Origin of the sequence: Longimicrobium sp., assembly GCF_036388275.1 — a bacterium.
Lineage (GTDB): Bacteria > Gemmatimonadota > Gemmatimonadetes > Longimicrobiales > Longimicrobiaceae > Longimicrobium.
Map to the genome: position 1 here is coordinate 39424 of NZ_DASVSF010000102.1, position 25357 is coordinate 64780.

A 25357-nucleotide genomic window follows, 5' to 3' on the forward strand; every position below is an offset into this window, starting at 1 on the left:
CTCAGTAGCAGGACGTCGTCACGCCCTGGCCCCACCCCGCGTAGCACCACGAAAGGCTCTCCGCCCGGGATCGGTTCGCTGGTCAGCGCGACCCAAGCCGGAACGCGGCGGCCGCCCTGAACCGCTCGTTCCTGCTGTGCTACGGCCGTTTGGCCAAGGAGAATGCTTCCGAGGAGAACAACTGCGAAAATTCGAAATGGTCTGTGCATTAGGACGACTCCAGTCAGAAGGAAGTAATGAGCGCGGTTATCAACAGGTGGTCGCGAAGCCGCAACTCCACTCCACCCAGCCACCCCCCGTCATGATGTCGATGCAGATGTACTCCACGACGGCCGTAGCCCCGCACTTGCTCGACCCACCGTTGCCGATCCCGGTACCCCAATCCACGGTGCCGCCCCCTGTATAGTCGCCCGGTTTGTACTGGGTGCCTGTGTTATCTCCGCCATCTCCACCTGTGCCGTCGCCGCCATCGTCACCGCAGTTCGTATCTTCTCCCGAGGAGTAAGGATTGTAGCCTTCCTCGCTGGGGCTGTAGATCACCTGCGTACCACCGCTCCCGCTCGGGGGACAGATCTTGGACACAGTTCCGCCTGTGGCCACCACTTTGTACCAGTCCGTGGTGCCGACGATGCGCCCAAAGAGGTAGTGGGTCTCACGACTACAAACCACGTCGATCGAGGGGGCGGTCCACCGCGCTTTGCCGTCCCGTGAGGTAAGCGAGTACGCTCCGCTCCAAGGAACGTAGCGTGCGAGGGAGCCAGAGAGCGGTTCCAGTACCTGCTCTCTCCGCCAGTCATCCGGCCAGGAGTACCCGGCGTGCCAAAGGCCGAACGCGTCTCCCAGGAATCCGCCGGTCAAGCCGAACGGACAGGCCATCGGTTCGGTAACGTAATACTCGTCCGCGGAGACCGTCGTCACTTGCTGCGGATTGACTTCTTGGGCGACGGCGTGGCTAAGTGGGCTGGTCAGTGCGAGCAGCACGAGACAGAGAGATGGGCGCAGCTTCCGCAGCCAGGCAGAGGAGAGGGCGGGCTGATCAGAACCGCCGGCGTGTAGGGCACGCATGGCTCAGCGCTCCTCGTTTGCACCCCGGGCAGCGCGGCGGGAGCGGGCCAGATCGCGACCAGGATATGGCGCGTCGCTCCGGTCGAGCATCTCGTCCGGCATCCGCTCCCACATTGGGGCCCAGACTTCGTCGAGTAGCGGCTGCAGGGCCGGGTCCCCGATCGTCGTCATCACACCCCCGCCTTGCCCGCGTTCTTTCGGGTACTGAAATCCTGCAAGGATGATTGGGCGCGCCGCGGGCTCGACCGCCGCCAGCAGGCGCTCGAGCGCGTCAACATCAAAGCCCTGCCTCACCTGAGCGCGTTCTTCAGCCGAAAGCGCGAACGTGCGATCAGGCTTCGCGAGCCTGAGTGTGGAAGGTGGCGGGTTGCTCATCGTACCTCCATCGGCGTGCTCGCATGCAGCTGACGCTAAGGCCAGCGCGGCCACTACAACGACTGTTCCTCGTTTCATGGGTCCGTCGCCATTGAGGTGAGGGGAGGTTTGAACCACGGCCGGGTGAGCAGTAACCTTGAGTGTCCGAAAAGCAGGTGTCAAGTGTTATGTCACCATTGGCACGCACTCAGGGACGCGTTGCTGGTCAGGGGGTAAGCCAGGAGGCGTACTATAGAAACGATTGGCCCCGCGGCGACGATGCCGCGGGGCCGTGTTCACGGAAGCGGTGCCACTCCCCGCGCCCTCGCCCACTGCGTTGCGCCGTCCGCCGCTTCACGGAGGCTGCTGCCGAACTCCAGCACTGCCTCGGCGACGAGCAGGTCCATCGCCAGTTCGTCCTCGGGTGCGTAGCGGGCCAGCTTGATCGACGAGTTGGCGACCGCTTCCAGCGCGCCGAACCTGTCCGTCAGGATCTCCAGGAGCCGCATCGGCGAGGGCGGGTGCTGCTGCTCCATGCTCACCTCCATCTCTTGACCCGCGCCGCCGAGCAGGGCTACTCTCACGATAGGACGGCTGTCGAGTCGTTCGTTTGGAGGCTGGCCGTGTCTTCTTGGCCGAGGAGGCGGCCGGCCTCTAGTTGTGCCCCGCTGTTTACAGTATAGTAAACAGGGCTGCGCGTGTCAACAGGTGCGTAAACGTGAGCGAGCCGTTCAAGAGAGCGACTGACCGTCTAATAGGCACCGTTTCCCTAGCCGACCTCGCCGAGGAACTGGGGGTGTCGCATGGACTGCTGCGGCAGGCGCGACTCAGCACCTCCGCCTCGTCGTATCGCTCACCTCCCGCAGGTTGGGAGAAGGCGATAGCGAAGCTCGCTCGTGAACGCGGCGGAGCGCTACTCAAGCTCGCCGACGAGATGGACGTAAATGCGTAGCCGCGGCCTAGCGATCGGCTGCAGGGGATGCGGGGTTGGCTAAGTTTTCGGACTGCCTGAAAAGCTTGCGCGGCGGCCCCAAACCCCTGACTCTTATGTCGTTAGAGCATTGAACGCCCTTTTTACAATAACGATTTTGTGGGAGCGCCATGCAAAAATCCATGGAATACGAGTCGCGTCCCGTCTCACAGGTGATGGTGTCCAGCACCTTCACTGATTTGCTCGAGCATCGCGCGGCGCTCATCGCTGCGATCCACCAGCACAAGCTTCACGCCAATGTCATGGAGAACGACTCGGCAAGGCTTGTGGACGTGATCGACTCTTCTCTGCAGATGGTACGAGACAGTGCCGCTTACATAGGTGTCATCAGCCTCAAATATGGCCAGACCCCTGAATGTCCGAAGCGCAACCCTGGCAAGCTCTCAATCACAGAACTGGAATTCAACGAAGCGCAGGATCTCGGTCGTCCGATCCTTCTCTTCATCATGGGCGAAGACCATCAGGGGAAACAGTCAGACTTCGAAAACGATGTGGAGAAGAAGCAGAAGCTGAACGCTTTCCGGGAGCGAGCAAAAAAGCACGCTCCCGGATCGAAAGTGAACCGGGTTTATGCGACGTTTAACAGCCTCCAGGAATTCAAAGACGAGCTCGGTTCATCGCTCGCCGAGTTGAGCAAGCATCTCGCGTCTCCGGAAGGGCACAACGAGCAGGAGCTCAGGGACGGCACCACGCTTGGGCCCATCCCCACCCCTCCCGCGTTGTACGCCGCGCCGGACTACATTGGCCGCCACACCTTCATCGGGCGTACGGCGCAGCTCAAGACGCTGAGCGAGTGGGCGCAACCCTCCAATCCCTCCAGTGTCTTGCTCTTTGAAGCCATTGGCGGCAATGGCAAGAGCATGTTGACGTGGGAGTGGACGACGCAGCACGCGACGGCCGACCGCGCCGACTGGGCCGGGCGCTTCTGGTATTCCTTCTATGAGAAAGGCGCCGTTATGCGCGCCTTCTGCCAGCACGCGCTCGCTTACATGACGCAGCAGCCGCTGGAGGTCTTCGAGAAAAAAAACACGGCCGAGATGCGTATCGAACTCCTGGCCCTTCTCCGCCGACAGCCTTGGCTACTCATCCTGGATGGCTTGGAGCGTGTGCTCGTGGCCTACCATCGCATCGATGCCACCGAGGTGCCTGATGAAGAGGTGAACCGGCCCACCGACAAGGTCCTAGACCGCAATCCATGCGATGCGATTCGTGATGAGGACACGGACCTCCTCCGCGCGCTCGCCGCCGCCGCTCCGTCGAAGATCCTCATCAGTTCCAGGCTCACCCCGCGGGCGTTGCTGAACCAAGCGGGTATCCCTCTCCCGGGTGTGAAGCCGCTTTCGCTGCCCGGGCTGGACCAGGCGGATGCGGAGGAACTGCTCCGCTCCAGCGGCATTCAGGGCACCTCCCCAGACATCCGCTACTACCTCACGAACTATTGCGGGAACCACCCGCTCGTCATCGCCGTCCTTGCGGGGCTTATCAATTCGCCCGGGCCGCACCGGGGCAACTTCGACAGCTGGGCTGCCGATCCGGAGTACGGAGCGAAGCTGAACCTCGCCAGTCTGGATCTCATCCAGAGCCGCAACCACATCCTGCGCGCCGCGATGGAGGCGCTGGGGCCTCCCAGCCGTCAGCTTCTCTCCATCGTCGCGTTGCTGAGCAACGCCGTGGACTATGAGACGGTCGCTGCCTTCAACCCGCACCTCCCGCAGGAGCCAAAGGAAGTGAAGAAGCCAGTCCCGCCAGAGCAACACTGGCGTTGGGGCGCTAGTACTGACGAGGAGAAGGACAAGCTGCGCCAACAACACGAAGCCGCTTTCGCCGAACGGAAAGCCTACGAGTCCGCGATGCAGGTGTGGCGCGACTCGGAAGCCGTTCGCAAAGCACCCAATAAACTGGGCGAAACCCTTCAGGATCTCGAAGATCGAGGGCTGCTGCAGTACGATCCCCGCACGAGGCGGTATGACTTGCATCCGGTTGTGCGCGGCGTCGCTGCCGGAGGCATGAAGGCCGAGGACAAACAAGGCTACGGCCAGCGCGTGGTGGACCATTACTCCTCGCAGCGGCACAATCCTTATGAGCAGGCCAAGACGATGGAGGATGTGGAGACCGGCCTGAATGTCGTCCGCACCTTGTTAAAGCTCGGCCGCTATCAACAGGCGGCAGATGCCTACGTGGGTGGTGGTATCTTAGCCGCACTCTTATTCAATCTCGAAGCCCATGTGGAAGCTCTCTCGCTACTACGCCACTTTTTCCCAGCATCCTGGGATCAAATGCCGAAGAATGTGGACGCTGCGCGTGCGGTCGGTCTTGCGAGTTCCGCCGCGATATTCCTGAACTACTGCGGCGAGTACCAACAAGCCGTCTGTGTAGGTGGAGGCGCACTTCGCTTAAGCCTAGAGACAGAAAACTGGACCGGAGTAGACGCCTTTCTCCTCATCATCTCCGTGGCTCTCTCCGAGCAGGGTCTGTTGGCCAAACGCAGCCGCGTGAATCGCCTCTCCCTTGCTTTCGCCACGGTCCGGGAGGATGACGAAGCGATCTTCACCGCTCGGTTATTCCTGTTTAACAGTCAGTCCCGCAATGGCCAGTGGCAGGAGGCGGAGGCAACTTGGTCGCTGCTGGACGGCATGGGACGTGGGTGGTCTCGGGCATCATATCGGCAGGGCAGCGCGGAGTTTTCATTTGCGAAATTTCAATTCTGGCAGGGTACTTTGCACGAGGATCACCTGACTGCTGCCTCCACTCTCGCGGAGAATGACGGCAACCGCACCGGCCTCCGTTATCTCCACCAACTGGGTGGCTCCTGGCGGCTGGAGAACGGCGAATGGACGCTAGCGGCCGCTAATTTCGCCCTAGCCCTGATCATGGCCCGTGAACGCCACCTGGGTGATGACGATTCCGAGACTGGACTCGCCTTGGCCAAGTTCCACCTCCATCAACTCACTGGCGCCGACGCCCGCAGTGAAGCCGAGCGCCTCGCCCAACTGCGCCACCCCGCGCATCGGTACCTGGCCCTGTTCTGGCAGGCCATCGGCGACCGCGATCAAGCGAAGCACCACGCCCTTGCTGCCTTCAGGCAGGCCTGGGGCGACGGCGAGCCATATGTTGACCGCTATGAACTAACAAAGAGCACCGGACTGCTGAACGAGTTGGGAGTTCCGCTCCCGGATCTCCCGCCCTACGATCCCGCCAAGGACGACCCCTTCCCGTGGGAAGCTGAGGTCCGTGCCGCTATCGACAAACTTAGCGCCGAGAAAGAAAACCGAGCAGAAAAACCCTAAATGGAACCCGCCTCGGTGACGGCGCAACAATCGCCTGCAGGGATGCGGACCGAGGATGTTTTCCGCGGACAAAAACCTTGCGCGCCGGCCCCGCACCCGGGCTGGTGAGAGGTGGCCCAAGCCTCTCTTCTTCTCCGCGTAGGCCTGACGGAGCTGGGACGCGAGGCGCCACGGGTTGCACTCAGGCGAGACAACGCCTATATTCCTTGTTGTCCGAGCATGGCGAGGGGCGCCACGGACGGTTCGCGCAGCGAAGTGGGGTGCGGTTGCCCCGCTTTTTTTATTGCCCTGAAAACGGCAACGAGGGGGAGGCGGCGTGGCGGACGAAACCCTTGCCGCGGAGATGGCCCAGCGCGTCGAAGAGCTGGGCTACGAGATGGTGGAGCTGGAGCAGGCCGGAAGTCGCGCGCGGCCCATCCTGCGCCTTTCCATCGACCGCCCCGACAGCAAGCCCGGCGAGCCCGCCGTAAGCCTGGACGACTGCAGCCGCGTCAGCCGCGCGCTGGAGCCCTGGCTGGACCAGCGCGAAGGGCTCTCCGACCGCTACGTGATCGAGGTTTCCTCGCCCGGCGTGGAGCGCCCGCTGACGAAGCCCCGCGACTGGGACCGCTTCGCCGGGGCCGAGGTGGCGATCAAGACGCGCGTGCCGGTCGAAGGGCGCGGCAAGAAGGTGCAGGGAACGCTGGTCGGGCTGCGCGACGGAGAGCGCGTGGCCCTGCAGGTGGACGGCGACGAGGTGGAAATCCCGCTCGGCGAGATCGAACGGGGGAACCTGGTCTTCCGGTGGGAGCGCGGCCAGAAGCGCTGACGGATGGCGCCCGCGCGCCCGTGACAGAAAAGGGACCGACTTCCATGAACAACGCAACGCAGGTGCTCGCGGCCTTCCGCGAGATGACGGCCAACAAGGCCATCTCGCGCGACGAGCTGTACGACCTGATCAAGGACGGCATTCTCGCCGCCCTGGCCAAGCGCTACGGCCCCAACGTCGAGGCCGAAATCGAAATCGACGAAGCCACCGGCAAGATCGGCATCACCGTCCTCAAGGAGGTGGTGGCCGAGGTGCAGGACGCGTCGCGCGAAATCCTGCTCGAAGAGGCGCGCTGGGACGACCCCGAGTTCGAGGTGGGCGACATCCTGGAGGTGCCCGTGGAGTTCGCCCAGTTCGGGCGCAACGCCGTGATGGCCGCCAAGCAGCGCATTTTGCAGCGCGTTCGCGAGGGCGAGCGGCAGAAGATCCGCGACGAGTACGAGCACCGCGTGGGCGAGCTGCTTTCCGGCGAGGTGCAGCAGGTGGAGCGTGGCAAGATGGTGCTGCTGCTCAACCGCAGCCGCGACGCCGACGCCATCGTCCCGTGGAAGGAGCAGAACCCCCGCGAGCGGTTCCGCCAGGGCGAGCCCATCCGCGCCGTGCTCAAGAAGGTCGAGGAAACGCCCAAGGGCCCGCGCCTGATCCTGTCGCGCGCCGACCCGCTGTTCGTGGCCGCGCTCTTCAAGCTGGAAGTGCCCGAGATCACACAGGGGATCGTGGAGATCCGCGGCGCCGCCCGCGAAGTGGGCTTCCGCAGCAAGATCGCCGTCAGCTCGCGCGACGAGAGCATCGATCCCGTGGGCGCCTGCGTGGGCCTCAAGGGAAGCCGCGTCCGCGCGGTGGTGCAGGAGCTGGGCGGCGAGCGCATCGACATCGTGCCCTGGCACCCGGACCCCGAGACGTACGCCAAGCGCGCGTTGGCCCCGGCCCGCGTGGCCAAGGTGATCTCGGACTACGAGGCCCGCACCATGACGGCCATCGTCGACGAAGACCAGCTGTCGCTGGCCATCGGGCGCAACGGCCAGAACGTGCGCCTGGCCAGCCAGTTGATCGGCTGGCAGATCGACCTGTTCGGCTCGCGCGAGTGGCTGGAGCGGGGCGCCGAGCGCGCCCTGTTCGGCGGCGGCGACGAGGCCGAGTACGAGAGCACCGACTTCGCCCTGCGCGACCTGGACCTGGCACCCGCCACGCTGGCGGCGCTGGAGGCGGCCGGCTACAACACCTTCTTCGACATCATCGACCTGGAGCGCGAGGACTTCCTGCGCATCCCGGCCATCGGCGCCGCCGAGGCGGACCGCCTGGTGTCGGAAATCGAGCGGCTGACGGTGGAAGACGAGGACGAGGCCACCGGCGGGTACGAGGACGGCACGGGCGAAGCGTTCCCGGGCTCGGACGAGGGGAACGATGGCGGGGGCGAGGCCTGGACCGAGGACGGAGAAGGTGCGCCGGACTTGACTTCGGGCGCGGAACCGGAGAATTTGCCGCATTCCGACTGAGCCGATCGACGGACCCGCGCCGGGGCAGGGGGAGCGCGCGCTGCTGAACCTGATGGGGTTGGCCGCGCGCGCCCGAAAGCTGGTGTTCGGCACCGACATGGCCCGCGGGGCCGCCCGCGACGGGTCGCTGGCCGCCGCGCTGGTGGCGGCCGACGCGTCGCCCACGCAGAGCAAGAAGCTGGTTCCGCTGCTGCAGGCCCGCGGCATACCCTACGCCGTCTGCCTTACGAGAGCCGACATCGGCGCCGCCATCGGGCGGGGGCCGGTTTCGGCCGTTGGATTCACTGACAAGAGTTTTGCGCGCCGTGCCCTGGAGTTGGCGGGCAGTCCGCCACAGGTGCAGGAACGAGCTGGAGGAGAGCCGTACTGATGCGAGTCTTAGAAGTCGCCAAGGAGCTGGGCGTTCCGGCAGAGGCCTTGGTGCACCTCCTCCGGGAGATGGACGTACCCGTTCGCAGCCACATGAGCGACGTGCCCGAGCAGGCCGTCGCCCGGGTGCGCACCGTCATCGAGCGGGAGCGCCGCCACGGCCACGCCGAGGCCGCCGAGGCGGTTTCGGCCGCGCTGGGCGATGCTTCCGCCGCGCCGCGCCGCCGCCGCCGCCGTCGTGAAGACGAGGGCGACGACATTCCCGCCGAGGCTTCGGCCGAGGTGGCGCCGCCCGCCGCGCCCACCGCCGCCGCGCAGACCGACGTCGACGCCGGCCCCGCCGCCGGCCAGAAGCCGGCGCAGGCCGACAGCACCGCGTCGCCCATCGCCGACGCGGCCGAGGCCATCGCCGCCGAGGCGGCCATGGAGGCCGCCGACCGCGGCGCCGACCTGGTGACCCGCGGCGGCCAGCCGCCCAAGGACGTCACGGTGGTCGTGGAGTCGGTGGATACCGACTCGGCGCCGCCGCGCGTGGACGCGGCGCAGCCCGCCGTTCCCGCGCCGCCCGCCGGCATCGTCGAGGACCGTCCGGCCCGCGCAGACGCCGACGAGCGCCCGGCCCCGCCACGCCGCGACGAGCTGCGCCCGGCCGCCTCCGCGCGCCCCGGCCTGCAGTCCGCCCGTCCCGGCGGTCCGCAGTCGGCTCGCCCCGGCGGCCAGCCGGGTGGGCCCCAGTCCGCCCGCCCCGGTGGCCCGCAGGGAGGTCCGCAGTCCGCCCGTCCGGGCGGCCCGCAGGGAGGACCGCAGTCGGCCCGTCCGGGTGGACAGCCCGGCGGCCCGCAGTCCGCGCGTCCGGGTGGCGACCGCCGCCCGTCGCCTCCGCCGTCGGTGCGCCCCGGCGCTCCCGCCGGTCCGCGCCCCGTTCGCCCCGAGGGGCAGCAGGCCGGGGGTGACGCGGCCCGTCCGCCGCGTCCCGAAGGGTTCGTTCCGCGTTCGGCGCGCAGCATGGCGCCGCCCGCGCCGCCGTCCTCGGCCCGCACGCAGTCGTTCGGCGGGCGTCCGGGCGACACCGCCGGCACCACGCCCACCGGCACCGCCGGTGCGGGCAGCGCCGCGGGGAAGAAGAAGGACCGCAAGAAGGGGAAGAAGGGCCGGGCCGGCGTCGACCAGGGAGCGGTGGACGACAACTTCCGGAAGACGATGGCCGCGATGGAGACCGGCGGGCGCAAGAAGCGCCGGTCCCCCCGGGACCAGGGCCCCTCGCAGCACGAGCGCCGCGAAGAGGAGATTTCGCGCCGCCGGGCCGAGGAAGCCACCCAGGTTCGCGTCAACGAGTTCCTTACCGTGGCGGAGCTGGCGGAGCTGATCGACGTACCGCCCACGCAGCTGATCGGGTCGGCGTTCAAGAACCTGGGGCTGATGGTCACCATCAACCAGCGCCTGGACTTCGACCAGATCGAGCTGCTGCTGGACGAGTTCGGCTTCAAGGCGGTCCGCGAAGAGGAGTACGGCGCGGACATGGAAGAGGCCGTGGAGGCCGATGCCGCCGAGGACCTGCTTCCGCGTCCTCCCGTGGTCACCGTCATGGGCCACGTGGACCACGGCAAGACCTCGCTGCTGGACTACATCCGCAAGACCAACGTCATCGCGGGCGAGGCCGGCGGCATCACGCAGCACATCGGCGCGTACCACGTGGAACTGCAGGACGGCCGCTCGATCGCCTTCCTCGACACCCCGGGCCACGCGGCGTTCACCGCCATGCGTGCCCGCGGCGCCGAGGTGACGGACGTCGTCATCCTGGTGGTGGCGGCCGACGACTCGGTGATGCCGCAGACCATCGAGGCCATCAGCCACGCCCGCAACGCCGGCGTGCCGCTGATCGTGGCGGTGAACAAGGTGGACCTGCCCGACGCCAACCCCAACCGCGTGAAGCAGGACCTGCTTCAGCACGGGGTGGTGCTCGAGGACTTCGGCGGCGACGTGATGAGCGCCGAGGTTTCCGCCAAGAAGGGGCAAGGCATCGAGGCGCTGCTGGAAAAGGTGCTGCTGCTGGCCGACCTGCAGGAGCTGACCGCCAACCCCAACCGCGACGCGGTGGGCACGGTGATCGAGGCGCAGCTGGACGTGGGCAAGGGGCCGGTGGCCACCGTGCTGGTGACCAACGGCACCCTTCGCGTGGGCGACCACGTGGTGTGCGGCATGTACAGCGGCCGCATCCGCGCCATGCTCGACGAGCGCAACAAGCCGGTGGCCACGGCCGGACCGGCCACGCCCGTCCAGATCCTGGGCCTTCCCGGCGTGCCGGGGGCGGGCGACCAGCTGATCTCCATGGAAGCCGACCGCGCGGCCGAGATCGCCCAGACGCGCCAGCGGCTGGAGCGCGAAAAGCGCATGCGCATCAAGAGCCGCGGCGTGAAGCTGATGGACCTGTCGCGCATGCTGGCCAAGGGCGAGCAGGCGCACCTGAACCTGGTGATCAAGGGCGACGTGGACGGTTCCGTCCAGGCCCTGGGCGACGCGCTGGAGCAGCTGTCGACCAACGAGGTGCGGGTGCAGGTGATCCACCGCGGCGTGGGCGCCATCAACGAGTCCGACGTGCTGCTGGCCACCACCTCGGGTGCCATCGTCATCGGCTTCCACGTCCGCCCCACGGGCGAGGCGCGGGCCGTGGCCGAGCGCGAGGAGATCGACATCCGCCTCTACAACATCATCTACGAGGCGGTGGAAGAAGTCCGCGCGGCGATGGAGGGGCTGCTTACGCCCGAGGAGCGCGAGGTCATGCTGGGCACGGCGGAAGTCCGCCAGCTGTTCAAGGTGCCGCGCGTGGGCACGGTGGCCGGCTGCATGGTCACCAGCGGCGTGCTGGACCGCCGCGGAAAGATCCGCATCGTGCGCGACGCGGTGCAGATCTACGAGGGCGAGCTGGAAAGCCTCAAGCGCTTCAAGGACGATGCGCGCGAGGTGCGCGAGGGCTTCGAGTGCGGGTTGAACATCCGCAACTTCAACGACGTCAAGATCGGCGACGTCCTGGAGTGCTACCGCGTGGAAGAGGTGGCCCGCACGCTGGCTGGTGCGGCCGCCGCTTCGGCGGCGGCGGCCGAGGCCGCGCGCAACGCCTGACCGGCACGGCGGCCGCGCGATGGTCGTGGGGCTGGTGGTCTGGGAGCTTCACATCCCCGGCTGCGCCTCTCTCAAGGAGAAGCGCTCGGTGGTGAAGAGCCTCAAGGACCGCCTGCACGCGAAGTTCAACGTGTCGGCCGCCGAAACGGCGCACCAGGACCTGCTTCAGCGGTCCGAGATCGCCGTCACCGTGGTTTCGGGCGACCGGAAGCACGCCCAGTCGGTGCTTTCCTCGGCGGACCGGCTGGTGGCCGAAGAGGGCAGGGCGCGGATCATCGATTCGTACACGACGTTCTACTAGACGGCGGGGGGACGGAGCGCGGGAACCGGGGACGCTGGCGGCAATGGCCTTGCTGTTGCCTGCTGTCCCCGGTCTTCCGTACCCTGTCCCCTCGCCTTTTTCTTTTTCAGCCGGAGGCTGTGCGCATATGCCCAAGTTCAGGCGGACCGACCGCATCAACGAGCAGCTGAAGCAGGAGATTTCGCTGCTGATCCGCGACCAGGTGCGCGACCCGCGGGTGGGGCTCGCCACCATCACGGCCGTGCAGACCTCGCCCGAGCTGGACCACGCCAAGGTGTACATCACCGCCCTGGGCGACGAGGCCGAGCGCGAGGAGATCCTCGTCGGGCTGCGCAGCGCGGCGCCCTTCATCCGCCGCGAGCTGGGCAAGAGCCTGCAGATGCGCCGCATCCCGGAGCTTCACTTCGAGATCGACCGCGTGCTGGCCGAGGCCATGCGGATCGAGCAGCTGCTTCGCGAGGCGCTTCCCTACGACGCCTCCGCGTCCGCAGCCGCGGATGAGGACGCGGCCGATGCCGTCGAAGAGTCGGCCGAGGAGCAGGCCGCGGCTGGCGATCAGGCCGAGGGCGAGGGCCGGGAGTGAACGGTGTTCTTCCGGTAGACAAGCCCGTCGGGCCCACCTCGCACGACGTGGTGGGCGCGGTTCGCCGCGCGCTGAGGATCAAGCAGGTGGGGCACACGGGAACGCTGGATCCCTTCGCCTCCGGCCTGCTGCTGGTCTGCATCGGCCCGGCGACGCGGCTGGCGGAGTACATCACGCCGCTGCCTAAGACCTATCTCGCTACGATGCGCCTGGGCGAGGCGACCGACACGGATGACCACACGGGAACGGTCGTTTCGTCGTCCGAGTCGTGGCGCGACGTGTCCGCCGAGGCCATCGAGGCGGCGCTGATGGCGCAGGTGGGCGAAATCGACCAGGTGCCGCCGGCGTACTCCGCCAAGAAGGTGGCGGGCGAGCGGATGTACGACGTGGCGCGGCGGGGCGGGGAGGTAGACCTTCCGCCCGTGCGCGTCACCATCCATTCGCTCCAGGTCGTCTCCATCGACCTTCCTGATGTCGTCTTTGAAGTGGAGTGCGGCAGCGGCACGTACATCCGCGCCATCGCGCGCGACGTAGGGCGCGCGCTCGGCGTGGGCGGCCACCTGCGTGAGCTGCGCCGCACCCGCATCGGCGCGCACGACGTCGCCCGCGCCGTGCCCGTCGACCAGCTCGGTGATGAAGCGCTCGTCGCCTCCGCGCTGATCGCTCCCGCGGGCGCGGTCTCGCACCTCGCGCACGGGCGCGTGGACGAGCGCGGCGTGGCGGACCTGGGCTTTGGCCGCGCGGTCGCCGTCGACGCGGAGATTGCGGATGGTGAGACGGTCGCGGTCCTCGCTCCGGACGGCGGGCTGCTGGCCATCGGCGAGGCGGCGGGCGGGCGGGTAAGGCCGCGCAAGGTGTTCGCGGCGGGCGCGTGACCATGCGGTCCACGGGCCTGGCCCCGTTCGCCATCGACCCCGCGTTGCCCCCCGCGCTGCCGCGCGACGGGCCGCCGGCCATCGTCACCGTGGGCACCTTCGACGGCGTGCACCGCGGGCATTGGGAGGTGCTCCAGGAAATCTGCCGCCGCGCTCGTGCCACCGGCGGACGCAGCATCCTGGTGACGTTCCATCCGCATCCCCTGCGCGTCGTCCGTCCCGAGCACGCCCCGCCCCTGCTGACCACCCTGGCCGAAAAGCGCGAGGTGCTGGCTGAGTCGGGGCTGGAGTACGTGGTGTTCCTCCCCTTTACGCGGACACTGCAGCACTACCCGGCGCGCCGGTTCGTGGAAGAGATCCTGATCGGGCGCATCGGGATGAACGAGCTGGTGATCGGGTACGACCACGGGTTCGGCAAGGACCGCGAGGGGGGCGTCGACACGCTGCGTGAGATCGGCCGCGAGATGGGGTTCGACGTGGACGTGGTGGATGCGTTCGAGGCGGCGGGTGGGGCGGTGTCGTCCAGCCGCATCCGGGGCCTGCTGGGCGAGGGGCGGACGGACGAGGCCGCGGCGCTGCTCGGGCGGCCGTACACGCTGTCGGGCGTGGTGGTGCGGGGCGAGCGGAAGGGGCGCGAGCTGGGGTTTCCCACGGCCAACATCCAATTGGGCGACGCGGAGAAGATGCTGCCCAAGGAGGGCGTCTACGCGGCGTACGGCCGCGTGCGCGGCGAGCGCATCCCGGGCCTTCTGCACCTGGGCCCTCGTCCGACGTTCCCCGGCTTCTCTCCGACGATCGAGCTGCACCTGCTGGATTGGAGCGGCGACATCTACGGCGACCACGTCCGCGTGGAGGTGATGGGCCGCATCCGCGACATCCTCCCGTTCCCCTCCCTCGAAGCGTTGGTCGAAGCCATACAGGGCGACGAGCGCGCCGGCCGCGCGATGCTAGGCTTAGCGGCGCGGTAGTCGGCCGAACCCTATCGCGATTCGGGCTGACGTGCCGCAGTGCTGCCCGGGTCGGAAGGAGAGGGCAATCCGAGTTCTGCGTGCAGCTCCAGTGCCTTCGCGCGGTAGAACTGAGCCCGCTCTTCCGGGGTGGCATCCTTCAGTTGCTCATGATGTGCGTCGCGGATGCCACGCGTAAACGCGACCGCATCAAACGCCTTGATCGTCTGCTTCATAACGATCACCTCACGGGCGGGTAGCCAGCCTGCACTGTCATCCCGATGGAGCGACCTCAAGAATTCTGTCGTAACGGCATACTGCGCAGCGACTGAGGGATCCGCCACACACTACGCGGCACGCGCCAGGGCAGCGGCCGAGCCGAATCCAGCTCCCTCGGTGGAAGGACGAAACCGGAATGGCGAATCTTCGTGGTATACGGCGCTACGACAAATGTGTGGCGGATCCCTCAGTCGCTGCCGTCCGCGTCGTACGGGAGGGTTCGGCTTGGCCGCTCCATCGGGATGACAGCACGAAGCTCGTACTGGTGCGAACGCCAGGATCCCGGGTTGCCCCAATCCGTCCGCTTCGTTAGATTCCTGGGCTTGTTGTTGATCCGCTCGGACGAATGATCTGATTGGATCGGCTGACTTCCCGACCAGCATCGACTCTTCAGGAGGCTCCGATCGATGGCACTCACGGCTGAAAACCGCGACGAAATCGTCAAGAAGTACCAGCTGCACGAGAACGACCGTGGCAGCACCAAGGTTCAGATCGCGCTGCTCACCGCGCGCATCAACGACCTGACCGGGCACTTTCGCGCCCACAAGAAGGACCATCACAGCCGCCAGGGGCTGCTGAAGATGGTGGGCCAGCGCCGCAGCCTGCTCGACTACCTGCGCCGCAACGACCTGGACGCCTACCGCGCGCTGATCGCGGACCTGGGGCTGCGCCACTGATCGGCACGGCGGTGGGCCCGCGGCGGGAACACGGGGTGGCGCACACGCGCCGTCCCGGCCTGAACGTGCGTCCCCGCCTGGTGGAACGCACGGAATACTAGAAGGAAACACGCCGGCCGCACGGGCCAGTTCCGTGCGGCCGGCGTGCGTTTTTGCACAGCGGCGACGAAGTGAACATCAAAGCGACCGGGCCCCGCCTGCGGGGGAGTGGCGTCCGGAGTGCGGCTTCCCCCGAGCAATCAAACAGGAAAAAGACCCAATGGCAAAGCTGGAAAGACAGTTCGCGGGCCGTCCCCTGATCATCGAGACGGGCAAGATGGCCCGGCAGGCAGACGGCTCGTGCACGGTGCAGTTCGGCGAGACGATGGTGCTGTGCACGGCGGTGGCCCAGGACAAGCCCACCCACCTTTCGTTCTTCCCGCTCACCATCGAGTACCGCGAGCGCACCTACGCGGCCGGCAAGATCCCGGGCGGCTTCATCAAGCGCGAGGGGCGCCCCTCCGACAAGGAAATCTTGTCGGCGCGCCTGATCGACCGCCCCCTGCGCCCGCTGTTCCCCGACGGGTTCGCCAACGAGACGCAGGTCTTCATCTACGTGGTCTCGGCCGACCAGGAGAACGACGCGGACGTGGTTGCGCTCACCGGCGCCTCGCTGGCGCTGAACATGAGCCGCATTCCGTTCGCCGAGCCGGTGGCCGCGGTGCGCATCGGCCGCATCCAGGGCCAGTGGGTGCTGAACCCCACCTTCGCCCAGCTGGAGTACTCGGACCTCGACGTGATCGTCGCGGGGAGCGAGGACGCCATCCAGATGGTCGAGGGTGGCGCGCTGGAAGTGCCGGAAGAGGAGATCGCCGAGGGGCTGGTGGTGGCGCACGCCGCCATCAAGGAGCTGATCGGCATCCAGAAGGAAGTGCTGGCGGCCATGGAAGTGCCCGCCAAGATGGAATGGACGCCCCGCGCTGTGGACGCGGCCATCCGCGAGCGCGTGGAGAGCGCCGCCGGCGACCGTGTGGCCGAGGCGCTGAAGGTGCCCGGCAAGCACGAGCGCGCCGACGCCCTCAAGGCCATCCGCACCGAGATTTCGGCCGCGCTGGCCGAGGAGTTCCCGGACAGCGACAAGGACGTGGGCGACGTGCTCAAGGACCTCGAGAAGCGCGGGACGCGCGAGATGATCCTGAGCACCGGCACCCGCTCCGACGGCCGAGGCCTGGACGAGGTGCGTCCGATCAGCGTGGACGTGGGCGTGCTGCCGCGCGCGCACGGCTCGGCGCTGTTCACCCGCGGGCAGACGCAGGCGCTGGGCGTGGCCACGCTGGGCACGCAGGGCGACGAGCAGGCGTACGACACGGTGGACTTCGCCACGCAGCAGAAGAAGTCGTTCATGCTGCACTACAACTTCCCCCCGTTCAGCACGGGCGAGGTGAAGCCCATGCGCGGCACCAGCCGCCGCGAGGTCGGGCACGGCGCCCTGGCCGAGCGGGCGCTGGAGGCCATGCTGCCGCCGTTCGACGAGTTCCCGTACACCATCCGCGTCGTGAGCGACGTGCTGGAAAGCAACGGCTCGTCGTCGATGGCCAGCGTGTGCGCGGCGTCGCTGTCGCTGATGGATGCCGGCGTGCCCATGCGTGCGGCCGTGGCCGGCGTGGCCATGGGGCTGATTGCCGAGGGCGACCGGGTGGCGGTGCTCACCGACATCCTGGGCTCCGAGGACGCCCTGGGCGACATGGACTTCAAGGTGGCGGGCACCCGTGACGGCGTGACCTCCATCCAGATGGACATCAAGATCGAGGGGTTGACCATCGAGCTGATGCGCGAGGCGCTGCAGAAGGCCAACCGCGCGCGGATGCACATCCTCGACGAGATGGAGAAGGTGCTGAACGTGCCGCGCACCGAGCTGTCGCAGTACGCGCCGCGCATCATCACCATCAAGATCGACCCGGCCAAGATCGGCGAGATCATCGGGCCCAAGGGCAAGACGATCCGCGGCATCCAGGAGGCCACCGGCGCCACCATCAACATCGACGACGACGGCACCATCACCATCGCGTCGGTGAGCGGCGAGGGCGGCGAGCGCGCCCGCAGGATCATCGCCGGGATGACGGAAGAGGCCGAGGTGGGCCGCATCTACGAGGGCCAGGTGAAGAGCACCACCACCTTCGGCGCCTTCGTCGAGATCATGCCGGGTACCGAGGGGCTGCTCCACATCTCCGAGCTGCAGGCCGGCCGGGTGGAGAAGACCGAGGACGTGGTGAAGAAGGGCGACATGGTGCAGGTGAAGCTCCTCTCCATCGACGAGAAGGGCCGCCTTCGCCTGTCGCGCAAGGCCGCGCTGGCCGAGCTGGCCACTGGCGACGGCGCCAGCGGCGCCGCCGCCACCGGCGCCCCGGCAGCGGGCGGAGCCGCGTAAGCGACTTCCCCGCGGCAAGGTGTGACGAAGCCCCCGCCGGTTCGCCGGGCGGGGGCTTCGTGCGTAAGTGCGTGATGGGAACGTGCTGGCTGGGGATGGAGAGTTTGGACGGGCGTCGGCGCGTGCCTCGGGCGCCCCCCATCCCCAACCCTTCCCCCGCAAACTGCCGCGGGGGAAGGGCGCCAGTGCCGGGCGCTTCGAGGAGGGTGGGTGGTCGGCTGGCTTTGCTCACAGGCGCTGGAGAGGTTCGATCTGCTCCGGCGCATGCCTCGGCTGCCCTCTCCCCCCGGCCCCCTCTCCCGCAAGCGGGAGAGGGGGAGAATTCGCTTGCATCTCGGCTGGCCCCCAGCACTCGACTGCGCCTGCAGTCCGCGCAGGCGGACTTTGTGATTTTCCAGCTGCGGTTTGAACCGCCCGACCCAGAGCCGGGCATGGGCGGGTTCGCTCGGTCCGCGCCTCAGATCTTATCTCTTAGCATCTCCTGCAACGCCTCGCGGGCTCGCATCACCCGCATCTTCAGTGCGCTGATGCCGGTGTCGAGCATGTCGGCCATCTCCTCGTATGAGCGGCCTTCCACATGCTTCAGGAGGAAGGCCTCGCGCTGGGCTTCGGGAAGCCGGGCGAGCGCGGCCGAGACCACCTGGCCCAGCTCGGTGCTTTCCAGCGTGCGGAGGGGGTCGTCGGAGGCGGGGGCGGCGTGGGCGTCGTCCACCAGGGGCACGTCGCGGCGGCGGCGGCTCTTCAGCCAGTCCTTGCAGCGGTTGCGCAGGATGCGGAAGAGCCACGCCGCGAACCGGTCGGGGTCGCAGGTGCCCAGCCGCGTGTAGGCCTTGACCAGTGAGTCCTGCACCAGGTCGGCCGCGGCGTCGGCGTCGCCCACCATCCCTAAGGCGTGACGGAACAGCGATTCCTGGTACCGCCGCACCAGGACCTCGTAGGTGGGCGTGTGGCCGCCCAACACCCGCTGAACCAGCTCCGCGTCGCTCGCCGCCTCCACCGCCGCCCGTGGTTCGCCCGTGTGCTGGATGGCCGCCGCTCCGGCCGCCGGAGAAGCGCGTGCGTGCCCCGCCCGTGCACTCCGCAACCCGCACGCCGCGGCGGCTTGCGGGCGTCGCAGGCCGTTGCTATGTTGGCGCTTCCGTTGGCCCGGACCGTGCTGCGAGGCACGCCATTCGTTCCGGCGGCGGAGCCGGAAAGTCGTCACGGAATCGCGTTACGAGAAAGCTGAAATGGCTGCCAAGGGTCTCGAGGGGGTCGTCGTCGCACAGTCTCGGCTGAGCGACATCAACGGCGAAGTGGGAGAGCTGATCTACGCGGGGTACGACATCGACGACCTCGCCCGCAATTCCACCTTCGAGGAGGTGTGCTACCTCCTGTGGAACGGCGAGCTCCCCAACCAGCAGCAGCTGGAGGAGTTCCGCGCCCAGATGGAGCCGCAGTACGTGCTGCGCCCCGAGGTGCTGGAGATGATCCGCAACTATCCCAAGGACGCCGACCCCATGGCCGCCGTGCGCACGGCCGTGTCGGCGCTGGGGATGTTCGATGCCGACGCCGACGACATCTCGCCCGAGTCGGTGCGCCGCAAGGCGATGTTCCTCACCGCGCAGACGCCCTCCATCGTGGCCGCGTTCGACCGCGTCCGCAACGGCAAGGAGCCGCTGCAGCCCAAGCCGGGGCTGAGCTTCGCGGGCAACTTCCTGTACATGCTGAACGGCGAAGAGGCCAACGACACCCGCTGCCGCACCATGGACGTGGCGCTGGTGCTGCACGCCGAGCACGGCATGAACGCCAGCACCTTCGCCGCGCGCGTCACGGCGGGCACGCTGTCGGACGTGTACAGCGCCGTCACCTCGGCCATCGGCACCCTGAAGGGGCCCAGCCACGGCGGCGCCAACGTCGAGGTGATGAACATGCTGCGCGAGATCGACGAGAGCGGCCAGGACCCCCAGGAGTGGGTGCAGAACGCCCTGTCGAGCGGCAAGAAGGTCATGGGCTTCGGCCACCGCGTGTACAAGGCCACCGACCCGCGCGCCACCGTGCTGCGCGAGCTGGCCGACAAGATCATGGCCGAGGCGGGCGAAACCCGGTGGCTGGACCTTTCCGACCGCATCCGCGCCGTCATGGCCGAGGAGATGGAGCGGAAGGGCAAGAAGATCTACCCCAACGTCGACTTCTTCTCGGCGTCGGTGTACACCACGCTGGGCATCGGGATGGACCTGTTCACGGCCGTGTTCGCCATCGCCCGCATGCCTGGGTGGACGGCGCACCTGATGGAGCAGTACGTCGACAACCGGCTGATCCGGCCGGGGAGCGACTACATCGGCCCGCGCGACCTGAAGGTGCGCCCGATTTCGGAGCGCTGACGGGCGGCGCGATTCGCGCTTCCGGGGCGCGGCGGGCTCCCCGCCGCGCCCCGGTTTTCGTTTTTTGGCACCATTCACCTCCACTGACGCAGATACAGCAATGGCGAGCGACTGGAAGCCCACCGTCCCGCAGGACGGCGAGCGCATCACCATCCGGGACGGCAAGCTGCAGGTTCCCAGCACCCCCGTCCTTCCCTTCATCGAGGGCGACGGCACCGGCCCCGACATCTGGGCCGCCTCGCAGCCGGTGTTCGACGCCGCGGTCGAAAAGGCCTACGGCGGCGAGCGCCGCATCGTGTGGATGGAGGTGCTGGCGGGTGAAAAGTCGTTCAACCAGACGGGCGACTGGCTGCCCGCGGCCACGCTGGACGCCTTCCGCGAGTACCTGGTGGGGATCAAGGGCCCCCTGACCACGCCGGTGGGCGGCGGCATCCGCTCGCTCAACGTGGCGCTGCGCCAGGAATTGGACCTGTACGCCTGCGTGCGCCCCGTGCGCTGGTTCGAGGGCGTGCCCTCGCCGGTGAAGGCGCCGGGCGACGTGGACATGGTGATCTTCCGCGAGAACACCGAAGACATCTACGCCGGCATCGAGTTCGAGGAAGGCACCGAAGACGCGGCGAAGTTCCGCGCGCTGCTGGCCGAGAACTTCGGCCCGCGCTTCAAGAAGGTGCGCTTTCCCGATACGTCGGGCTTCGGCATCAAGCCCGTGTCGCGCGAAGGGACGGAGCGCCTCGTCCGCTCGGCGCTGGACTACGCGTTCGCCAACGGCCGCTCGTCGCTGACGCTGGTGCACAAGGGCAACATCATGAAGTTCACGGAGGGCGCCTTCCGCGACTGGGGCTACGAGCTGGCCAAGCGCGAGTACGGCGCCGTGGACTATGAGGGCGGGCCCTGGCAGGTGATCCGCCGCGACGGCCGCGAGCTGATCGTGAAGGACGTCATCGCCGACGCATTCCTGCAGCAGATCCTCACCCGGCCGCGCGACTACGACGTGATCGCCACGCTCAACCTGAACGGCGACTACGTGTCGGACGCGCTGGCGGCCCAGGTGGGCGGCATCGGCATCGCGCCGGGCGCCAACATCAACTACCTGACCGGCCACGCCATCTTCGAGGCCACGCACGGCACGGCGCCCAAGTACGCGGGCAAGGACATGGTGAACCCGGGCTCCGTCATCCTGTCGGGCGAGATGATGCTCCGCTTCCTGGGCTGGGGCGAGGCGGCGGACCTGATCATCAAGGGGCTGGAGAAGTCCATCACCCAGAAGACGGTGACGTACGACTTCGAGCGGATGATGGAGGGCGCAACCAAGGTCTCCTGCTCCGAGTTCGGCCGGAAGATCATCGAGAACATGTAAGGGCAGTGCCGAGTACAGAGTGCCAAGTACCAGGGAAAGACCCGGTACTTGGCACTTTGTACTTGGAACTTGGTACTTCGTCGCACAGACTTTTTTTCATCACCGGACCCGTGCCCATGAAGATCACCGCGCTGCGCGCCGACCCCGCCGGCCATGCCGCCCCGCTGCTCGCCCTTCCCGTGCTGGAGGGCGGCGACCAGGACGCCGCGTTCACCGCGCTCGACCAGGCGCTGGGCGGGCAGCTCGCCGCCCTGCGTACCCGCGGCGACCTCCGCGGCACCATCGGCGAGGCGGTGCTCTTCTTTCCCGCCGCGGGCGCGGTCCCGGCCGAGCGGGTGCTGCTGGTGGGCATGGGCAAGCCGGCGGACCTGACCGCGGAGCGCCTGCGCCGGGCCGCCGGCTCCGCCGCCAAGCAGGCCGCCAAGTCTCGCGCTGCGTCGCTGGCCTTCGCCCTTCCCGCGTCGGTGATCGCGGACCGGGTGGCGGCGCGCGCCGTGGCCGAGGGGCTGGTGCTGGGCGCCTACGAGTTCCGGGAGATGAAGTCCACGGACGACACGAAGCCCGCTCCCGTCTCGCTCGACGAGGCCGCGATCCTGCTCCCCGAGGGCGCGGACGCGGATGAGGCCGCGGAGGGGGCGCGTGTGGGCGAGATCGTCGCCCGGGCGGAGAACCTGGCGCGCACGCTGGGCAACCTGCCCGGCAACGTGGCGACCCCTGCCTACCTCGCGCAGACGGCGGAGCGCATCGCCGGCGAGCGGGGGCTGCGGGTGACCATCCTGGGCCCCGAGGAGATGCGCGCCGAGGGGATGGGCGCGCTGCTGGCCGTGGCACAGGGAAGCGAGCAGGAGCCGCGGCTGATCGTCCTGGAGCACCGGGGCGGGGCGGAGGGCGACAAGCCCCTGGTGATCGTGGGCAAGGGGCTGACGTTCGACGCGGGCGGAATCTCCATCAAGCCCGCGCAGGGGATGGAGGACATGAAGTTCGACATGTGCGGCGGCGCGGCGACCCTCGCGGCCATGCAGGCCATCGCCGAGCTGAACGTCCGCGTGAACGTGGTCGGCGTCGTCCCCTCGTCCGAGAACCTGCTGGGCGGCGCGGCCATGAAGCCGGGCGACATCCTTCACGCGCACGGCGGCAAGACCATCGAGGTGGTGAACACCGACGCCGAGGGGCGGCTGATCCTGGCCGACGCCATCTCCTACGCCAAGCGCTTCGACCCGGCCGCCATGCTGGACGCGGCCACGCTCACCGGCGCCTGCGTGGTGGCGCTGGGCCACGCGGCCACGGGGGTGATGGGCAACGACCAGGCGCTGGTCGACGAAGTGCTGGCCGCGGGCGAGGCCACCGGCGAGCGCTGCTGGCAGCTGCCGATGTTCGACGAGTACCGCGAGCAGATCAAGAGCGACTACGCCGACATCAAGAACTCGGGCGGACGCGCGGCGGGGACCATCACCGCCGGCTGGTTCCTGCGCGAGTTCGTGGGCGACTGGCCGTGGGTGCACCTGGACGTGGCGGGTACGGCGTATGGGGACGGCAAGGTTTCGTATCTCACGAAGGGCGGCACGGGCGTTCCCACGCGCATCTTCGTGGAATGGGTGATGGGCCGCGCCGCGGCTTCGGAGCAGCCGTCCGCGTGATGCTTCGGCGTTCTCTCGTCGCGCTGCTGGGGTCCGCCGCCGCCGTCCTGCTGGCTGCCGCGGACCTTCGCGCGCAGGATCCCGTTCCGCGCGACAGCACCACCATCGCCATTCCCGGCGAGGCGGTGCGCTCCGACACGCTCCCCGACCGCCGGCCGAAGCCTGACAGCGTCCCGGCCGATTCCACGCTTCCCGCGCCGAACTTTCCGCTCTTTCCCGAGGGCCGGGTGGAGGGGTTCGGCGCGGGGATCTGGGTGTTCGGCGCCGAGGAGCTGGGGCGCTTCCACGGGCTTTCGCTGCTGGAGCTGCTGGACCGCATTCCCGGGCTGGTGATCACCCGCGAGGGAAGCCCCGGCCGTCCCGCGGGGGTGGCCAGCTACGGTGGCGGCGGTGGCCGGCTGCGCGTGTTCATGGATGGGTGGGAGCTGCCGGCCCTGGGCGCGTCCAGCCCCGAGCTGCAGCGCATTCCCCTGGTGGACGTCGCGGAGGTCCGCGTCACCCGCGGGCTGGCCGAGACGCGGGTGGACATCCAGACCATCCGCCTTTCCGACCGGCGCCCGTTCGCGCAGATCGACGGCGGCGAGGGCGACCTCGGCACGCGCGTGCTGCGCGGCCTCTTCACCCGGCCGCTCGGCGGCCGCCTGATCGGCGCGGTGGGGCTGGACCTGGTGGAGACGCGCGGGTATCGCAGCGCCGAGCCGTTCAACGAGAACACGGTGTTCACGCGGCTGAGCTATGCGTTCACACCCAACCACGCGCTGCAGCTGGACTATCGGACGACGGCGATCACCTCCGGCCGAACACTCGTGCTCTTGGGCAGCGACAGCCTGCCGCGCGAGGAGTACGACCGGGGCGAGCTGCTGCTGCGCGGCCGCGGGCGGTTCTTTGGCCGGGTCTGGCTGGACGGGGCGGTGGGCCGCAGCTGGCAGACGACGACCGACGACGTGACCCTCGAGCGCGAGGCCGTGCAAGCGTACGCGCGGGCGGCGCTGGACGTACCGCTGGGCACAGTGACCGGCGCGTTCCGCTGGCGCCAGGTGGATGCCGAGGGCTTCACGGCGAACGGCACGGAGCTGTCCGCGCGCGCCGAATTGGCGCCGCTGCCCTTCGTCGCCGCCTGGGGCGAGGTGCGCGCCACCTCGTGGGGCGGCGTCACTGGGCTGGAGCTGGAGGCGTCGGGACGGGCGGGGCCGTGGGGGGGGCTGTCGGTCTTCGGCTCGGTGGCGTCGGGGAACCGCGGGATCAACGCCTGGGTGAACGACACCAGCATCGTCCGCAACCTGGGGCACGTCGTCAACCCCGAGCTGCCCGAGTTCGACACGCTGACGGTGGTGCGGTTTCCGGGGATCGACGCGCGCGTCAACGGTGTGCGCGCGGGCGCCGAGTGGTCGCGCGGCCCCCTGCAGGCGGGTGCCGCGTTCGTGGCGCACGACCTGAGCACCGTGGCGCCCTTCGGCTTCTGGTTCGACCGCGGGCAGCCCGCCGTCAGCGGGGGCACGGTCTCCGGAATCGAGGCGTACACCAGCTTCCCGGTGCTCGTGCGGCAGATCCGGGCCGACGTGCAGTACACGGACTTCTTCATCACCCCCGAGCGGCCGTACACGCCGGCTCGTTTCGGGCGGGTGGCGCTGGAGTACCACTGGGTCTATCGCGGTGGCAACCTGGAGCCAACGATCCGCGTGGAGATGATTGGGCGCGATGCGGCGACGCTGCTCAACCCGGAAACGGGCGCGCCGGACCTGCAGACGCCGCGGTACGCGCTGATGAACCTGTTCGTGCAGGTGCGGGTGCTGGACGTGCGGGCCTTCTGGCGGCTGGACAACCTGACGAACTACAACTCGGCGTTCGACGTCGTTCCGCGGGACCTGACTGGCGTGGCGGGGCTGCCTGGCGTGCGTGCCTTGTTCGGCGTGAGGTGGTTTTTCCGGGACTGACGGGCTGGGTGCGTGGAGCCGGGGTCCGGTGCCACGGCGGGCGCCCCCCATCCCCAACCCTTCCCCCGCAAACTGCGCGGGGGAAGGGAGTCAGTAGAGTGCGCGGGGCCAGCGGACGTGCACTCGAATTCTCCTCTCCCCCATGGGGTTTATGGGGGAGAGGCCGGGAGAGGGGGGTGGCCGCAGCATGCGCCACTCTCAGCCGAAGCGCGATTCAGGTCTCCCCCTCCCCTGCGAAGCGGGGGAAGGGGGCCGGGGGGAGGGGGCTCCCAACGCATGCGAGGCACCCAGTCGAACCCAACCCGAACTTCTCCCCTCTCCCGCGCTGTTTGCGGGGGAGGGGCCGGGGGAGGGGGGACCAAGGAGCGCGGGGGAGGGGCACCCGCCCGCAACATCCCCAGTCCCCGCCCCGAATTCTCATCCCCAGACCCCGCCGACACTTGCAAGTGGCCCGTTGTCAACGGATTGACGCGCCCCGCGCACTCCGGTAAACTTCCGGGTCCCTGA

20 protein-coding genes are annotated in these 25357 nt (G+C 68.3%); 15 read left to right on the top strand and 5 right to left on the bottom strand.

Annotation, left to right across the window (positions count from 1 at the left end; genetic code table 11):
- Positions 1 to 249: 249 nt before the first annotated feature.
- The 3 genes from VF632_RS22550 to VF632_RS22560 form a co-directional block, all read right to left on the bottom strand.
- Positions 250 to 1065: a hypothetical protein gene (locus VF632_RS22550; RefSeq protein ID WP_331025188.1), complete on the bottom strand. Its 816-nt coding sequence runs from the start codon at positions 1063 to 1065 to the stop codon at positions 250 to 252.
- A 3-nt stretch (positions 1066 to 1068) separates the two neighbouring features.
- On the bottom strand, positions 1069 to 1440 hold the full coding sequence (locus VF632_RS22555) for a hypothetical protein (RefSeq protein ID WP_331025189.1): 372 nt from the start codon (positions 1438 to 1440) through the stop codon (positions 1069 to 1071).
- A 275-nt stretch (positions 1441 to 1715) separates the two neighbouring features.
- A complete protein-coding gene (locus VF632_RS22560) occupies positions 1716 to 1955 on the bottom strand; it encodes a hypothetical protein (RefSeq protein ID WP_331025190.1) in 240 nt (79 codons plus the stop codon).
- A 565-nt stretch (positions 1956 to 2520) separates the two neighbouring features.
- Here VF632_RS22560 and VF632_RS22565 point away from each other — a divergent pair.
- The 9 genes from VF632_RS22565 (at position 2521) to VF632_RS22605 (ending at position 14217) form a co-directional block, all read left to right on the top strand.
- The gene (locus VF632_RS22565) at positions 2521 to 5697 is read left to right on the top strand and encodes a DUF4062 domain-containing protein (protein ID WP_331025191.1); all 3177 of its coding nucleotides are present in this window, start codon (positions 2521 to 2523) and stop codon (positions 5695 to 5697) included.
- Between the two features lie 316 nt (positions 5698 to 6013).
- Positions 6014 to 6505, top strand: coding sequence for a ribosome maturation factor RimP (gene rimP, locus VF632_RS22570; RefSeq protein WP_331025192.1), 492 nt, complete (start codon positions 6014 to 6016; stop codon positions 6503 to 6505).
- Between the two features lie 44 nt (positions 6506 to 6549).
- Positions 6550 to 8001, top strand: coding sequence for a transcription termination factor NusA (nusA, locus tag VF632_RS22575; protein ID WP_331025193.1), 1452 nt, complete (start codon positions 6550 to 6552; stop codon positions 7999 to 8001).
- A 52-nt stretch (positions 8002 to 8053) separates the two neighbouring features.
- Positions 8054 to 8371 (top strand): L7Ae/L30e/S12e/Gadd45 family ribosomal protein, encoded by a 318-nt coding sequence (locus VF632_RS22580; RefSeq protein ID WP_331025194.1) that lies wholly within the window; start codon positions 8054 to 8056, stop codon positions 8369 to 8371.
- Positions 8371 to 11490, top strand: a complete 3120-nt coding sequence (gene infB / locus VF632_RS22585) for a translation initiation factor IF-2 (protein ID WP_331025195.1) — start codon at positions 8371 to 8373, stop codon at positions 11488 to 11490. Before VF632_RS22580 ends, infB begins: the two co-directional genes overlap by 1 nt.
- A 19-nt stretch (positions 11491 to 11509) precedes the next feature.
- Positions 11510 to 11791 (top strand): DUF503 domain-containing protein, encoded by a 282-nt coding sequence (locus tag VF632_RS22590; RefSeq protein WP_331025196.1) that lies wholly within the window; start codon positions 11510 to 11512, stop codon positions 11789 to 11791.
- 127 nt (positions 11792 to 11918) lie between these two features.
- Positions 11919 to 12374 (top strand): 30S ribosome-binding factor RbfA, encoded by a 456-nt coding sequence (gene rbfA, locus VF632_RS22595; RefSeq protein WP_331025197.1) that lies wholly within the window; start codon positions 11919 to 11921, stop codon positions 12372 to 12374.
- Positions 12371 to 13249 carry a tRNA pseudouridine(55) synthase TruB gene (gene truB / locus VF632_RS22600; protein WP_331025198.1) on the top strand — a complete coding sequence of 293 codons (879 nt, stop codon included), beginning with the start codon at positions 12371 to 12373 and terminating at the stop codon, positions 13247 to 13249. Before rbfA ends, truB begins: the two co-directional genes overlap by 4 nt.
- Positions 13250 to 13251: 2 nt before the next feature.
- Entirely contained in the window at positions 13252 to 14217 is a 966-nt protein-coding gene (locus VF632_RS22605; protein WP_331025199.1) for a bifunctional riboflavin kinase/FAD synthetase, read from the top strand.
- A gap of 11 nt (positions 14218 to 14228) precedes the next feature.
- Here the strand turns inward: VF632_RS22605 and VF632_RS22610 are convergent, their stop codons facing one another.
- Positions 14229 to 14432 (bottom strand): hypothetical protein, encoded by a 204-nt coding sequence (locus VF632_RS22610; RefSeq protein WP_331025200.1) that lies wholly within the window; start codon positions 14430 to 14432, stop codon positions 14229 to 14231.
- A 450-nt stretch (positions 14433 to 14882) separates the two neighbouring features.
- Between VF632_RS22610 and rpsO the strand changes: the two genes are divergently transcribed.
- Both rpsO and VF632_RS22620 read left to right on the top strand, forming a co-directional pair.
- The gene (gene rpsO, locus VF632_RS22615; RefSeq protein ID WP_331025201.1) at positions 14883 to 15152 is read left to right on the top strand and encodes a 30S ribosomal protein S15; all 270 of its coding nucleotides are present in this window, start codon (positions 14883 to 14885) and stop codon (positions 15150 to 15152) included.
- A 259-nt stretch (positions 15153 to 15411) separates the two neighbouring features.
- On the top strand, positions 15412 to 17559 hold the full coding sequence (locus VF632_RS22620) for a polyribonucleotide nucleotidyltransferase (RefSeq protein WP_331025202.1): 2148 nt from the start codon (positions 15412 to 15414) through the stop codon (positions 17557 to 17559).
- Between the two features lie 457 nt (positions 17560 to 18016).
- Here VF632_RS22620 and VF632_RS22625 read toward each other — a convergent pair whose 3' ends face one another.
- Positions 18017 to 18556, bottom strand: coding sequence for an RNA polymerase sigma factor (locus VF632_RS22625; protein WP_331025203.1), 540 nt, complete (start codon positions 18554 to 18556; stop codon positions 18017 to 18019).
- Between the two features lie 232 nt (positions 18557 to 18788).
- Between VF632_RS22625 and VF632_RS22630 the strand changes: the two genes are divergently transcribed.
- The 4 genes from VF632_RS22630 (at position 18789) to VF632_RS22645 (ending at position 24850) form a co-directional block, all read left to right on the top strand.
- Positions 18789 to 19922 (top strand): citrate/2-methylcitrate synthase, encoded by a 1134-nt coding sequence (locus VF632_RS22630; RefSeq protein ID WP_331025204.1) that lies wholly within the window; start codon positions 18789 to 18791, stop codon positions 19920 to 19922.
- 100 nt (positions 19923 to 20022) lie between these two features.
- Positions 20023 to 21279, top strand: a complete 1257-nt coding sequence (gene icd / locus VF632_RS22635) for an NADP-dependent isocitrate dehydrogenase (RefSeq protein WP_331025205.1) — start codon at positions 20023 to 20025, stop codon at positions 21277 to 21279.
- A 116-nt stretch (positions 21280 to 21395) separates the two neighbouring features.
- Positions 21396 to 22916 (top strand): leucyl aminopeptidase, encoded by a 1521-nt coding sequence (locus tag VF632_RS22640; RefSeq protein ID WP_331025206.1) that lies wholly within the window; start codon positions 21396 to 21398, stop codon positions 22914 to 22916.
- The gene (locus VF632_RS22645; protein WP_331025250.1) at positions 22916 to 24850 is read left to right on the top strand and encodes a TonB-dependent receptor plug domain-containing protein; all 1935 of its coding nucleotides are present in this window, start codon (positions 22916 to 22918) and stop codon (positions 24848 to 24850) included. Before VF632_RS22640 ends, VF632_RS22645 begins: the two co-directional genes overlap by 1 nt.
- The last annotated feature ends 507 nt before the right edge of the window (positions 24851 to 25357 follow it).

What these genes read in the sequence shown, in the direction of transcription:
- VF632_RS22580 (WP_331025194.1), top strand. Translation starts at nt 8,054, where the DNA reads ATGGGGTTGGCCGCGCGCGCCCGAAAGCTGGTGTTCGGCACCGACATG.
- VF632_RS22565 (WP_331025191.1), top strand. Translation starts at nt 2,521, where the DNA reads ATGCAAAAATCCATGGAATACGAGTCGCGTCCCGTCTCACAGGTGATG.
- VF632_RS22560 (WP_331025190.1), bottom strand. Translation starts at nt 1,955, where the DNA reads ATGGAGCAGCAGCACCCGCCCTCGCCGATGCGGCTCCTGGAGATCCTG.
- rpsO (WP_331025201.1), top strand. Translation starts at nt 14,883, where the DNA reads ATGGCACTCACGGCTGAAAACCGCGACGAAATCGTCAAGAAGTACCAG.
- VF632_RS22645 (WP_331025250.1), top strand. Translation starts at nt 22,916, where the DNA reads ATGCTTCGGCGTTCTCTCGTCGCGCTGCTGGGGTCCGCCGCCGCCGTC.
- infB (WP_331025195.1), top strand. Translation starts at nt 8,371, where the DNA reads ATGCGAGTCTTAGAAGTCGCCAAGGAGCTGGGCGTTCCGGCAGAGGCC.
- VF632_RS22555 (WP_331025189.1), bottom strand. Translation starts at nt 1,440, where the DNA reads ATGAGCAACCCGCCACCTTCCACACTCAGGCTCGCGAAGCCTGATCGC.
- nusA (WP_331025193.1), top strand. Translation starts at nt 6,550, where the DNA reads ATGAACAACGCAACGCAGGTGCTCGCGGCCTTCCGCGAGATGACGGCC.
- VF632_RS22610 (WP_331025200.1), bottom strand. Translation starts at nt 14,432, where the DNA reads ATGAAGCAGACGATCAAGGCGTTTGATGCGGTCGCGTTTACGCGTGGC.
- VF632_RS22550 (WP_331025188.1), bottom strand. Translation starts at nt 1,065, where the DNA reads ATGCGTGCCCTACACGCCGGCGGTTCTGATCAGCCCGCCCTCTCCTCT.
- VF632_RS22630 (WP_331025204.1), top strand. Translation starts at nt 18,789, where the DNA reads ATGGCTGCCAAGGGTCTCGAGGGGGTCGTCGTCGCACAGTCTCGGCTG.
- VF632_RS22620 (WP_331025202.1), top strand. Translation starts at nt 15,412, where the DNA reads ATGGCAAAGCTGGAAAGACAGTTCGCGGGCCGTCCCCTGATCATCGAG.
- rbfA (WP_331025197.1), top strand. Translation starts at nt 11,919, where the DNA reads ATGCCCAAGTTCAGGCGGACCGACCGCATCAACGAGCAGCTGAAGCAG.
- VF632_RS22590 (WP_331025196.1), top strand. Translation starts at nt 11,510, where the DNA reads ATGGTCGTGGGGCTGGTGGTCTGGGAGCTTCACATCCCCGGCTGCGCC.
- VF632_RS22640 (WP_331025206.1), top strand. Translation starts at nt 21,396, where the DNA reads ATGAAGATCACCGCGCTGCGCGCCGACCCCGCCGGCCATGCCGCCCCG.
- VF632_RS22605 (WP_331025199.1), top strand. Translation starts at nt 13,252, where the DNA reads ATGCGGTCCACGGGCCTGGCCCCGTTCGCCATCGACCCCGCGTTGCCC.
- icd (WP_331025205.1), top strand. Translation starts at nt 20,023, where the DNA reads ATGGCGAGCGACTGGAAGCCCACCGTCCCGCAGGACGGCGAGCGCATC.